This is a genomic window from Methylobacterium isbiliense, from assembly GCF_022179325.1.
Taxonomy (GTDB): Bacteria; Pseudomonadota; Alphaproteobacteria; order Rhizobiales; family Beijerinckiaceae; genus Methylobacterium; species Methylobacterium isbiliense.
Window position 1 is genome coordinate 181,168 of record NZ_BPQQ01000010.1, and the last position, 12,347, is coordinate 193,514.

Annotated in this window: 9 protein-coding genes; 7 read left to right on the forward strand and 2 right to left on the reverse strand. The window is 71.5% G+C overall.

Annotated elements, in window-relative coordinates; translation table 11 throughout:
- The first annotated feature begins 13 nt into the window (after window positions 1-13).
- The 5 genes from MFF61_RS05370 (at window position 14) to MFF61_RS05390 (ending at window position 7,119) form a co-directional block, all read left to right on the forward strand.
- Window positions 14-382, forward strand: a complete 369-nt coding sequence (locus MFF61_RS05370) for a DUF983 domain-containing protein (protein ID WP_238234027.1) — start codon at window positions 14-16, stop codon at window positions 380-382.
- Window positions 382-1,128, forward strand: a complete 747-nt coding sequence (locus tag MFF61_RS05375; RefSeq protein WP_238234028.1) for an SURF1 family protein — start codon at window positions 382-384, stop codon at window positions 1,126-1,128. The genes MFF61_RS05370 and MFF61_RS05375 overlap by 1 nt, the downstream gene beginning before the upstream one ends.
- 168 nt (window positions 1,129-1,296) lie before the next feature.
- Window positions 1,297-2,709 carry a threonine synthase gene (gene thrC / locus MFF61_RS05380; RefSeq protein WP_238234029.1) on the forward strand — a complete coding sequence of 471 codons (1,413 nt, stop codon included), beginning with the start codon at window positions 1,297-1,299 and terminating at the stop codon, window positions 2,707-2,709.
- Complete coding sequence (locus MFF61_RS05385; protein WP_238234030.1) at window positions 2,706-4,001, forward strand: M16 family metallopeptidase; 1,296 nt, start codon at window positions 2,706-2,708, stop codon at window positions 3,999-4,001. Before thrC ends, MFF61_RS05385 begins: the two co-directional genes overlap by 4 nt.
- A gap of 199 nt (window positions 4,002-4,200) precedes the next feature.
- Window positions 4,201-7,119, forward strand: coding sequence for an EAL domain-containing protein (locus tag MFF61_RS05390; protein WP_373324593.1), 2,919 nt, complete (start codon window positions 4,201-4,203; stop codon window positions 7,117-7,119).
- A gap of 49 nt (window positions 7,120-7,168) precedes the next feature.
- On the opposite strand, the gene MFF61_RS05395 is transcribed toward MFF61_RS05390, so the two are convergent.
- A complete protein-coding gene (locus MFF61_RS05395; protein WP_238234032.1) occupies window positions 7,169-7,543 on the reverse strand; it encodes a response regulator in 375 nt (124 codons plus the stop codon).
- Window positions 7,544-7,758: 215 nt separating this feature from the next.
- Between MFF61_RS05395 and MFF61_RS05400 the strand changes: the two genes are divergently transcribed.
- Together MFF61_RS05400 and MFF61_RS05405 are read left to right on the forward strand one after the other, a co-directional pair.
- Window positions 7,759-8,088, forward strand: a complete 330-nt coding sequence (locus tag MFF61_RS05400; RefSeq protein WP_238234033.1) for a hypothetical protein — start codon at window positions 7,759-7,761, stop codon at window positions 8,086-8,088.
- A 49-nt stretch (window positions 8,089-8,137) separates the two neighbouring features.
- Window positions 8,138-9,115 (forward strand): ferredoxin reductase domain-containing protein, encoded by a 978-nt coding sequence (locus MFF61_RS05405; protein ID WP_306423378.1) that lies wholly within the window; start codon window positions 8,138-8,140, stop codon window positions 9,113-9,115.
- Window positions 9,116-9,159: 44 nt separating this feature from the next.
- On the opposite strand, the gene MFF61_RS05410 is transcribed toward MFF61_RS05405, so the two are convergent.
- Window positions 9,160-12,306, reverse strand: a complete 3,147-nt coding sequence (locus MFF61_RS05410; RefSeq protein WP_238234053.1) for an efflux RND transporter permease subunit — start codon at window positions 12,304-12,306, stop codon at window positions 9,160-9,162.
- Window positions 12,307-12,347 lie beyond the last annotated feature (41 nt).

Genomic DNA, 12,347 nt, shown 5'->3' on the forward strand with positions numbered 1-12,347 from the left:
TAGGAGTTTCCCGGTGGAATCCACCCGCACGACCCCCTCACCGGCCCTTGCGGGCCTGCGTGGACGCTGCCCCCGCTGCGGCGAAGGCCACCTGTTCAAGGGTTTCCTCGCCTTCCGTCCGACCTGCGAGGTCTGTGGCCTCGACTTCAAGTTCATCGACTCGGCGGACGGCCCGGCCTTCTTCGTGATGTCGATCGTCGGCCTCGTGGTGGTGGCGCTGGCGATGTGGGTCGAGTTCGCCTACGAGCCGCCCATGTGGTTGCACGCGGCCTTGTGGGTGCCCTTGTCGATCGTGCTGAGCCTGATCCTGGTGCGGCCCCTCAAGGGGCTGATGGCGGCGCTGCAATTCGCCAACCGGGCCGAGCAGGGGCGCTTCCGCTGATGCAGGCGGCGGTGCGGCCGGCGGGCTGGCGGGCGCTGGCGGCGCCGGGCCTCGCCACTCTGGTGTGCCTCGCGATCCTGCTCGGCCTCGGGACGTGGCAGTTGCAGCGCAAGGCCTGGAAGGAAGGGGTGATCCGCCAGATCGTCGAGCGCTCGCGCCTCGACCCTCCCCTCCCCCCGCCCGCCACCTGGGACCCGGCGACCGACGAATTCAAGCGCGTGCGGGCGGCCGGCCGGCTCCTGCACGAGCGCGAGACCCTGGTGCACGGGCTCGCCCCCGGCGACGTGCCGGGCCGCGCGCTGCAGGGCTTCTACGTCATCACGCCGCTACAGCGCGACGACGGCCCGACCATCCTGGTCAACCGCGGCTTCGTGCCGACCGAGCTGCGGGCCCCGGCCGCCCGCGCCGCCGGCCAAGTAACCGGCCCCGTGACGGTAACGGGCATGCTGCGCGCGAGCGAGCCGCGCGGGATGTTCGTGCCCGCCCCGAATCCTGAGAAGGGCGAGTGGTACAACCGGGACATCCCGGGCATCGCGCAGGCCGCCGGCCTGACCGAGGTCGCCCCCTACCTGATCGAGGCCGACGCGACGCCCAATCCCGGCGGCTGGCCGCGCGGGGGACAGCTGCGGGTCGACCTGCCGAACAACCACCTGCAATACGCCTTCACGTGGTACGGCATCGCGCTCTGCCTCGTCGGCGTGTTCGCGGCCTATGCCTGGACGCGGCTGCGCGGCGACACTGCCTGACGCCGCTGACGCCCTCGCCGTCGCCTTGGTCTCACCACGCGGCAAAGCCTTCCGGAAGGCGGCCCATCGGGTGTCCCCGGATGTGCCGGGGCGACGGGCTGCCGCGGCCGCATGGCTGACGCCGGGACGCAATTCGTGTAGGGCGTCGGCAGCTTCAGGACGCTCCCCGTGCTTCATGTCTCGACCCGCGGCGCCGCCGCGCCGCTCAGCTTCACCGATGCGCTGCTCGCCGGGCTTGCCCGCGACGGCGGGCTCTACCTGCCCGAGCGCTGGCCCGTGCTCTCGCCCGCCCGCATCGCGGGCCTCGCCGGCCGGCCCTACGCGGAGGCGGCTAAGGCGGTGCTGTCGCCCCTCGTCGACGGCGAGATCCCGCAAGCCGACCTCGACCGGATGATCGAGGCGGCCTACGCCACCTTCCGCCACCCGGCGGTCTGCCCGCTGGTGCAGCTCGACGACAACCTCTTCCTGCTCGAACTCCACCACGGCCCGACGCTCGCCTTCAAGGACGTGGCGATGCAGCTCCTCGGCCGGCTGATGGACCATGTGCTGAAGGCGCGCGGCACGCGGGCCACCATCGTGGGCGCGACCTCGGGCGACACCGGCAGCGCCGCCGTCGAGGCGTTCCGCGGCCTCGATCATGTCGACGTCTTCATCCTGTTCCCGCACGGGCGCGTCTCGGAGGTGCAGCGGCGCCAGATGACCACGGTGGACTCGCCCAACGTCCACGCGATCGCGGTCGAGGGCACGTTCGACGACTGCCAGGCCATCGTGAAGGCGCTGTTCCAGCACCCGCGCTTCGCCGAGGAGGTGCGGCTCTCGGGCGTCAACTCCATCAACTGGGCGCGGGTGGCCGCGCAGGCCGTCTACTACTTCACGAGCGCGGTGGCGCTGGGCTCCCCCCACCGGCCCGTGTCGTTCTCGGTCCCCACCGGCAATTTCGGCGATGTCCTGGCCGGCTGGGTGGCCAAGCGCATGGGGCTGCCGGTGGGGCGGCTGATGGTCGCCACCAATGCCAACGACATCCTGGCGCGCACCCTAGCGACGGGCGCCTACGAGGTCCGGGGCGTCCAGCCCACCACCTCGCCCTCGATGGACATCCAGGTCTCCTCGAACTTCGAGCGCCTGCTATTCGAGGCCCTGGACCGCGAGCCCGAGGGCCTGGCCCGGCTGATGGCCGGCCTGAAGCAGTCGGGCGCCTTCGCGCTGCCCCCCGCCGTGCTGGCGCGGGTGCGGGCGGAGTTCGACGCGACGGCCGTGCAGGAGCCCGAGGTCGCGGCCGAGATCCGCGAGACCTACGCCCGCACCGGCCAGGTTCTGGATCCGCACAGCGCCATCGGCGTGCGGGCGGCCCGGCAGCTGCTGGCGACCGACCCGGCGACGCCCGTCGTGGCGCTCGCCACCGCCCACGCGGCGAAGTTTCCGGACGCGGTCGAGGCCGCGACGGGCCTGCGCCCCCGGCTGCCGCCCCACCTCGCGGCGCTGATGGAGGGCACTGAGCGCTACACGGTGCTGCCCGCCGCGGAGGCGGCGGTGGAGCGCTTCATCCGCGAGCGCGCCCGGATCCTGGGAGCGGCGGCGTGAACAAGCACTTCGCCACCTTCGGGGCCTCTCCGTCGCTGCGCATCACGCATCTGCCGAACGGTCTCACGGTCGCCACCGAGCCGATGCCCGGCGTGGCGACCGCGACGCTCGGCGTCTGGGTCGGGGCCGGCTCGCGCCACGAGCAGGCGCACGAGCACGGCCTGAGCCACCTCATCGAGCACATGGCCTTCAAGGGCACGGGCCGGCGCAGCGCCCGGGCCATCGCCGAGGACATCGAGAATGTCGGCGGCGACATCAACGCCGCGACCAGCGCCGAGCAGACCAGCTACACCGCCCGCGTGCTCGGCGAGGATATCGGGGTCGCCCTCGACGTGATCGGCGACATCCTGACGAACTCGGTCTTCGAGGCGGGCGAGCTCGCCCGCGAGAAGGGCGTGATCCTGCAGGAATACGCCGCCGTCGAGGACACGCCGGACGACGTGGTCTACGACGCCTTCACGGAGGCCGCCTTCCCGGACCAGCCGATCGGCCGGCCGATCCTCGGGCGGCCCGAGACGATCCAGAGCTTCGACCGCGCCGCCATCGAGGCCTATCTGGCGCGCGAATACACCCCGGACCGTATGGTGCTGGCCGCGGCCGGCGCGGTGGAGCACGAGGCGATCGTGGCGGCGGCCGAGCGCCATTTCGGCGCCCTGCCGGCCCGCACCCCGCCGGACGCCGTGCCCGGCCGCTACCGGGGCGGCGAGCGCCGCATGGTGCGCAAGCTCGAACAGGCCAACCTCGTGCTCGGCCTCCCCGGCCTCTCCTTCCGCGACGACGGCTACTACGCGCTGCATCTCTTCGCCCAGGTGGTGGGCGGCGGGCTGACCTCGCGCCTCTGGCACGAGGTGCGCGAGACCCGCGGCCTCGCCTACGAGATCCACGCCTTCCACTGGCCGTTCTCGGATTGCGGCCTGTTCGGCATCGGCGCCGGTACCGCCGGGCCGGACCTGCCGGCGCTCGTGGACGTGACGGTGGGCTGCCTCGGGGACGCCGCCCGGACCCTCGACGCGGGCGAACTCGCGCGCGCCAAGGCGCAGCTCAAGGTCTCGCTGCTCTCCGCCCTGGAGACTCCCGGCGGGCGCATCGAGCGCATCGCCCGCCAGCTTCTCGCCTGGGGCCGCGTGATCCCGGCCGAGGAGATCATCGCCAAGGTCGACGCCGTGACGACCGAGGAGGTGCGGGCGGCCGGCCGCGTCCTGATGAGCGGCGCGCCGACGCTCGCGGCGATCGGGCCGATCCGCCGCCTGCAGAGCCTCGATGCGGTCGGGAGCGCGCTCCAGACCGCCTGACCGGGGTAGCCGGCCGCGCGGACGCGCGGGCCGCCCCAGGCCCGTACGGCCCCGGGACGGGCCGCGACCCAACTTGATTTGGCCGCAAAGCCGGACCATCGAAGCGGGCCGGGCTTGCTGAGCCGGGCAGGCGGCGGGGGAGACCGGGTCCCCGCGCCTTGCTCGCAAGCTTGGGCGTCAGTACGGTCCGCAGGGTTCCATGACCTGCCGTCATCCCGTCCCGGAAGATCGTTCCGCGTTGCGCCACGTCCCCATCGCCCTCGCATTCCTGCTCGCCCTCATCGCCGCGTGGCTGCCCGCGCCGGCGCGTGCCCTGGAGGCCGTGCGGGTCGGGCTCGACACCCAGGCCATCGACCTCACACCCGCCATCGAGCGCAACCGCTCGGACGGCGACCTGATCCAGATCTCGACGGCTCCCGGCAAGGACGGCATCGTGCGGCGCATCGCCGTGAAGGCGCGCGAGACCGGGGCGCGGCCGGACTGGATCGTCTTCGCGCTCACCAACGACAGCGACGAGCAGATCGACCGGCTGCTGATCGCGCCGCATTTCCGGCTGGTCGGCTCCGGCGTGGTCTGGCCCGATCTCGGCGGCTCGCGCATCGCCGCCATCACGGCGAGCCAGGGCAACCGGCCCGAGCGGGACGAGAACCCCGAGGCCGACCAGTTCACCGTCACGCTCGATCCCGGCACCACCGTGACCTTCGTGGCGGAGCTGCGCACGCCCCACGTCCCCCAACTCTATCTCTGGGAGCCGGACGCCTACCGCAAGAAGGCCACCGGGCTGACCCTCTACAAGGGCATCATCATCGGCATCGCGGGCCTGCTCGCGCTCTTCCTCACCATCGTGTTCGTGGTGAAGGGCGCGATCATCTTCCCGGCCGCGGCGGCGCTGGCGTGGTCGGTGCTGGCCTATACGGGCATAGATTTCGGCTTCTTCCAGAGGGTGTTCCCGGTGACGGAGGCGGCCGAGCGGATCTACCGCGCCTCCGCGGAGGCGGTCCTCGGCGCGACCCTCGTCGTCTTCCTGTTCGCCTATCTCAACCTCGCCCGCTGGCACGTGCGCTACAGCCACGTGGCGCTGCTCTGGCTGCTCATGCTCGGGGGCCTCGTCGCCGTGGCGGTGGTCGATCCGCCGGTGGCGGCGGGCGTGGCGCGCATCTCCGTGGCGACGGTGGCGGGGGTGGGCCTGCTGCTGGTGGTCTACCTCGCGGCCCATAACGGCTACGACCGGGCGATCCTGCTGATCCCGACCTGGCTCCTCCTCACCGCCTGGGTCGGGGCCGCGGGCTTCGCCATCACCGGGCAGCTGCGCGGCGAACTCGTGCAGCCGGCGCTGATCGGCGGCCTCGTGCTGATCGTGATGCTGATCGGCTTCACGGTGCTCCAGCATGCCTTCGCGGGCAGCGGCATCGGCCCCTCCCTGGTCTCCGACACCGAGCGCCGGGCCCTCGCCCTCACGGGCGCGGGCGACGTGGTGTTCGATTGGGACGTGCCGGGCGACCGGGTCTTCGCCGGCCCGGAGATCGAGGCGCAGCTCGGCCTCAAGCGCGGTGCCCTCGAAGGGCCGGTAGCGAACTGGCTGGCGCTGCTGCACCCCTTCGACGTCGACCGCTACTCGGCCTCCCTCGACACCGTCATCGAGGAACGCCGCGGGCGCATCTGCCAGGATTTCCGCCTGCGCGTCGCCGCCGGCCCCTATCACTGGTTCCGCCTCAAGGCCCGGCCGGTGATCGGCGCCGACGGAGAGGTGATCCGGGTCGTCGGCACGCTCGCCGACGTCACCGAGGTGAAGATCGCCGAGGAGCGCCTGCTGCACGACGCCGTGCACGACAACCTCACGGGCCTGCCCAACCGCGAATTGCTGCACGACCGGCTCGACGCCGCCCGCAGCCTCGCCTCGCAGGATCCGCGCCTGAAGCCGACGCTCTTCCTGCTCGACATCGACCGCTTCAAGCAGATCAACGACGCCATCGGCCTCTCGGCGGGCGATTCGATCCTGCTCACCCTGTCGCGCCGCCTCGGCCGGCTCCTGCGCCCGCAGGACACCCTGGCGCGGGTGGCCGGCGACGAGTTCGCGGTGATCCTGCTCTCGGAGCGCGAGCCCGACCGCATCATCGCCTTCGCCGACATGATCCGGCGGACCGTCACCACCCCGATCACCTACGCGGACCGGGAGATCTTCCTCACCACCTCGATCGGCGTGGTGCTGCACGAGCCGGGCTCGACGCAGAAGCGCGAGGAGGTGGTCAAGAAGGCCGAACTCGCGATGATCCAGGCCAAGCGCCAGGGCGGCGACCGCATCGAGGTCTACCGCCCGACCATGCGCACCGACCGCGGCGAGAGGCCGGTGCTGGAGACCGACCTGCGCCGGGCGCTGGAGCGCAACGAGATCAAGGTGGTGTTTCAGCCGATCGTGCGGCTGCAGGACCGGCTGGTCGCCGGCTTCGAGACGCAGCTGCGCTGGGACCATCCCAAGCACGGCCGCATCGCGCCCCAGACCTTCATGCCGATCGCCGAGGAATCCGGCCTCGTGGTGGATCTGGGGGTCTTCGCCCTGGAGCGCACGGCGGCCGAACTCGCCGCTTGGCAGCAGGCGCTGGTGGTGGAGCCGCCGCTCTTTGCCACGGTCAACGTCTCGTCGCGCCAGCTCCTGCGGCACGACCTCCTGCACGATGTGAAGACGGTCCTCGCCCGCACCGGGGTCGCGCCGGGTTCGCTCAAGCTCGAACTCGCCGAGGGGCTCGTGATGGAGAACCCGGAATACGCCGCCCAGATGCTGGCGCGAATCGCCGAACTCGGCGCGGGCCTGATGCTGGACGATTTCGGCACCGGCTACTCGGCCCTCGCTTACCTGCAGCGCTTCCCCTTCGACACGATCAAGATCGACCAGTCCTTCGTGCGGCAGATGGCGAGCGGGCGCACCGGCATCCTGCGCTCGATCGTCAAAATGGCGCAGGAGCTGGGGCTCGAGATCGTGGCCGAGGGGGCCGAGACCGAGGCCGACGCGCAGGCCCTGGCCGAGATCGGCTGCGACTACGCGCAGGGCTACGCCTTCGGCGAGCCCATGACGGTGCACCAGGCCCGCCAGCTCGTCGGAGCCGCGCCGGAAGCGGCCTGAGGACCGCCCGAGCTCCAAGCCTGCGGGCGAACCGCGCGGCGACCGAGAATCAGGAGGCCGCGGGTCGCTCCGCGCACAGCTCCGCCAGGGTGCGGATCAGGTCCTCGCCCTTCACCGGCTTGTGGTGGACGGGCAGGTGCGGCCAGAGACTGCGCATGGCGCGGGGCATCACGCCCCCGGTGCAGATCAGCACCGGCACGCCGCACCCAACCAGCCGCTCGGCGGTGGGCGTGGCCTCGCCGTCTGCGAGGTTGAGGTCGAGCAGCGCGACGTCCACCCGCTCGCGGTCGAGGAGGGCCAGGGCCTCCCGGTTGGTGCGCGCGGGCCCGATCGCCACGCCCTCGGCATCCGCCACGAGGTCGCACAGCTCGAACGCGATCAGAACCTCATCCTCGACGATCAGGACGCGCCGGCCTGTCAGCATCGCGCTCTCCGCCGATCCTCGCGAGCCGCATCGCGCCGCCCGCGGTGCGCCGCCCTTGCACCGGCCGGCCCAATCTCGGTCCGCGCGGCGGGCGGGTCAATCGACGTCGAGGCGACCTGTTCATTTAAGTGGTCCTTAACCATGCGGGCATAGGGTTCAGGGGCAGGCGGGGCTGCCGCGGATCGGCCGCCCCAGGGATCGGTTGGAGGCGGGAGATGGCCGACGCGGCAAGGGATTACGAGCAGGATGCGCGGCTCGACGGCTCCCCGCTGCTGCACCGGCTCCTGACGCGGCCGATGCTCCGCGTGGTGCCGCCCGCCCTGGCGGACGAGGAGGCCGAGGAGGAATCGGCCGATGAGGCGCTGGAGCGGCTCGAAGCCGAGAACCAGATCATGAAGGCGGTGCTCCGCTCCGAGCGGGCCGAGGCGGCCTCGCTGCGCGCCCGCATCGCCGAACTGAGCGCGAACGGAGACGTCGAGACGCTCCGCACCGACCGCGACCGCTGGGCGAGCCTCGTCCAGCGCCTGCTCTTCGCGGCCGGCTGACACTCTCCCGTCCCGTTGCGCGGGTCCCGGTGCGCCGTCGGCGGCGCCCGTGGATCATGCACTGAAGGTCACCACCGACATGGCCATCGGTCCGCGCTGCTCCCTCGTCGTCAACGGCAAGCCCGTGCGCATCGCCACCGGCGACACTTCCTTCGAGGCGGCCCTGCCCGGCGGCATCGCGGCGGGGCGCGACGGGATCATGCAGGACGCGGTGCCGCGCCTCGCCCAGACGAGCCGCGCCCGCCCGCGTCTGGGCGACGGCACGGCGCGGCAGGCGCCCGCGCCCTCGCCGCTCGCGGTGCTGCGGGCGGCCAAGCGGGGCGGCACGGTGCTGAGCGTCACGCCGCTGTCGGAATCCGTCTGCGAGGTGGTCGTCACGGTCTCGCGGCCGCTCGACCTGCGGCCGGGGCAGGCCGTCGAGGCGACCTTCGCGGGCTTTCCCACCCGGCCGCTCTGCCCGACCCAGCGCCTCGACGGCGCCACCGAGCTGAACGAACTCGTCTTCCACCTGCGCCGCGACGGCCGTGCGCTCGGCCCCGCCCTCGGCGAGGCGATCGGGCCGGACCACGGTGTGCGCGTCAAGGGGCCGATCGGACCCGCACCCTACCGCCCGGGCGGCGGGCGACTCGTGCTCGTTTCCGCCGAGACCGGCTTCGCCCCGATCTGGGCCATCGCGCGCGCGGCCCGCTACCTCGAATCGCAGCGCGAGATGGTGGTGGTGGCGGGCGCCCGCGACGCGGCTGACCTCTACATGCGGCCGGCCCTCGCCTGGCTCGCCGGCACCGGCGTCGCGCAGATCGCGCTGGTGGCCGAAGGCGGCCGCCCCTGCGCCGCCGACGTGCGGCCCGGCCCGATCACTGCGCATCTTCCGCCGCTGCGGTCGAGCGACTGCCTGATCGCGGCGGGCACCCCGGACGTGGTCCGCGCCGTCGAGCGGCTCGCCGCGCGGGCGGGCGCCTCCTGCGCGGCCATCCCCTACCTGTCCTCACTCAGCCGCGCCCGCAGCCTCGTGTCCCGGGCGGATTGAGCGGCGGGCCCGCGTCTGAGCGGGGTCGGGGTTGCCGCCCCACCTCACGCCGCCGCCGGCGGCGCCTCGTCGCGACCGCGCCAGCGGTTGATGCGGATCAGCAGGTTGCGGATCACCACGTAGAAGACCGGCGTCAGGAACAGGCCGAAGATCGTGGCGCCGAGCATGCCGAACAGCACCGCGGTGCCGAGCGCCTGACGCATCTCGGCGCCGGGGCCCGTGGCGATGGCGAGCGGCACCACGCCGAGGATGAAGGCGAAGGCCGTCATCAGGATCGGGCGGAGGCGCAGGCGGCAGGCCTCCACGGCGGCCGCCACCGGGCCGCGACGCTCGCTCTCCTCGATCTGGTGGGCGAACTCGACGATCAGGATCGCGTTCTTGGCCGCCAGACCGATCAGCACGATCAGGCCGATCTGGGTCAGGATGTTGTTGTCCTGCGCCCGCAGCTGCACCCCCGCGAAGGCGGCGAGCACGCCGGTCGGCACCACGAGCAGGATCGCGAGCGGCAGCGCCCAGGATTCGTACTGCGCGGCCAGCACCAGGAAGACCAGCAGCACGCCCAGCGCGAAGACGTAGATCGCCGTGTTGCCGGTCGCCTTCTGCTGGAACGCGATCTCGGTCCATTCGAAGCTGTAGCCGTCCGGCAGGATGCGCTTGGCGAGCGTCTCCATGGCGTCGAGCGCCTGTCCGGTGGAGATGCCCGGGCGCGTGTCGCCCTGGATCGGGATCGAGTAGAACAGGTTGTAGCGCTGCACGATCTGCGGGCCGGCGATGTCGCGGATGCCCGCGAGCGAGCCCATCGGCACCAGCGCGCCCGTCGAGGAGCGCACCTTCAGCCGCTCGATGTCGTCCTTCTCCAGCCGGAACTTGGCGTCGGCCTGCGCACGCACTTGGTAGATGCGGCCGAAGGTGTTGAAGTCGTTGACGTAGGCGCCGCCGAGATTGACCTGCAGCGTCGAGAAGACGTTGGCGAGCGGCACGTTCAGCATCCGCGCCTTGGTGCGGTCGATGTCGAGATAGATCTGCGGCGTGTCGTTGCCGAAGGTGGTGAAGACGCGCGTCAGGTTCGGGTCCTGGTTGGCCGCCGCGATCAGGTCGCCCGAGACCGCCAGCAGGCTGGCGATGTCCGAGCCCTGGCGGCTCTGCACCTGCATCTTGTAGCCGCCCGCGTTGCCGAGGCCGCGCACCGGCGGCGGCGGGATGGCGATGATGCGCGCCTCCGTGATCGAGGCGGTCTTGGCGAAGACGTCGCCGAGGATCGCTCCCGCCACGCGCCCGCGCGCCAGCCGCTCCTTGAACGGCTTGAGCGTGAGGAACATCACGGCGCCGTTGGTGGTGTTGGTGAAGGTCGCGCCGTCGAAGCCCGAGATCACCACGGCATTGGCGACGCCGTCGATGGTGTTGGCGCGCGCGGCCGCCTCGCGCACCACCGCGGTGGTGCGCTCCAGCGCCGAGCCCGGCGGCAACTGCACCACGACGATCAGGTAGCCCTGGTCCTGCAGCGGGATGAAGCCCGTCGGGGTCGTGCGCGCGAGGTGCAGCGTGCCGGCGATCACGCCCCCGTAGAGGAGCATCATGGCGATGAGCGGCACGGTGCGGCCGGTGAGGAAGCGGATGGTGGCCGCGTAGCCGTTCGCGGTCGCGTCGAAGGCCCGGTTGAAGCTGTTGGCCGCCCAGGTGCCGAACCGGGCCAGGAAGAAGCGCGGCCGGTCGTGCGCGTGGTGGGGCTTCAGCAGCAGCTTGCAGAGCGCGGGCGACAGCGTCAGCGAGTTGAACATCGAGATGATGGTCGAGGCCGCGATGGTGAGCGCGAACTGCCGGTAGAACTGGCCCGAGATGCCCGGGATGAAGGCGGTGGGGATGAACACCGCCGACAGCACCAGCGCGATGGCGACGACCGCGCCGCCGACCTCGTCCATCGTCTTGTGCGCCGCCTCGCCGGGCGAGAGCCCGTCCGCGATGTTGCGCTCGACGTTCTCGACCACCACGATCGCATCGTCGACCACGATGCCGATGGCCAGCACGAGCCCGAACAGCGTCAGGTTGTTGAGCGAGAAGCCGAGCGCCGCCATCACCGCGAAGGTGCCCACCAGCGACACCGGAATCGCGATGATCGGCACCAGCGCCGTGCGCCAGCTCTGCAGGAAGACGAGGATCACCACCACGACGAGGACCACCGCCTCGCCGAGCGTCTTGTAGACCTCGTGCACCGATTCCGCGATGAACTCGGTCGGGTTGTAGGCGATCTTGTACTCGAGGCCGGGCGGGAAGTCCTTGGCCAGCTCCTTCATCATGCTCTGGACCGATTCCGCCGCTTCGAGCGCGTTGGTGCCGGGGCGCTGGAAGACGCCGACGCCGATGGCCGGCTGGCCGTTGAGGAAGGATTGGGTGACGTAGTCCTTCTGCCCCATCTCGACGCGGGCGATGTCCGAGATGCGCACGAGGCGCCCGTCGGCCGCCTTGACGATCACCTTCCGGAACTCGTTCGGATCCTGGAAGCGCCCCTGCGTCTGCACCACGAACTGGAAGGCTTGGTCGGCGGGCGAGGGCGGTGCGCCAAGGGCGCCCGAGGCGACCTGGACGTTCTGCTCCTGCAGCGCCGCGATCACGTCGGTGGTCGAGAGCTGGTAGGCGGCGAGCTTGTTGGGGTCGAGCCACAGCCGCAGCGCGTACTCGCTGCCGCCGAACACCGTGATGTCGCCGACGCCGCCGAGGCGCAGCAGCTGGTCGCGGATGCGCAGGTAGATGTAGTTGGCGATGTAGTTCTGGTCGAAGGTGTTGTCGGGCGACAGCAGGTGCACGACCATCATCAGGTCGGGCGAGGACTTGCGCACCGTGACGCCGAGGTTGCGCACGTCCGGCGGCAGGCGCGGGGTCGCAACCGAGAGCCGGTTCTGGACCAGCACGTTGGCAATGTCGAGGTTGGTGCCGAGCGCGAAGGTGACGGTCAACTGCATGTTGCCGTCGTTGGTGGACAGCGACGACATGTAGAGCATGTTGTCGACGCCGTTGATCTCCTGCTCGATCGGCGTCGCGATCGTCGCCGCGACGGTCTCGGCGTTGGCGCCAGGGTAGGAGGCGCGCACCACCACGGTCGGCGGCACGATCTCGGGATACTGCGACACCGGCAGCGAGATGTACGACACGTAGCCGATGATCAGGATGACGATCGACGTCACCGAGGCGAAGATCGGCCGGTCGACGAAGAAATGGGTATCCGGATTTTGATGTG

Bases quoted from the DNA above. Each gene is read 5' to 3' on its own strand.
- MFF61_RS05400 (WP_238234033.1), top strand. From the start codon at position 7,759: ATGGCCGACGCGGCAAGGGATTACGAGCAGGATGCGCGGCTCGACGGC.
- MFF61_RS05390 (WP_373324593.1), top strand. From the start codon at position 4,201: ATGACCTGCCGTCATCCCGTCCCGGAAGATCGTTCCGCGTTGCGCCAC.
- MFF61_RS05395 (WP_238234032.1), bottom strand. From the start codon at position 7,543: ATGCTGACAGGCCGGCGCGTCCTGATCGTCGAGGATGAGGTTCTGATC.
- MFF61_RS05375 (WP_238234028.1), top strand. From the start codon at position 382: ATGCAGGCGGCGGTGCGGCCGGCGGGCTGGCGGGCGCTGGCGGCGCCG.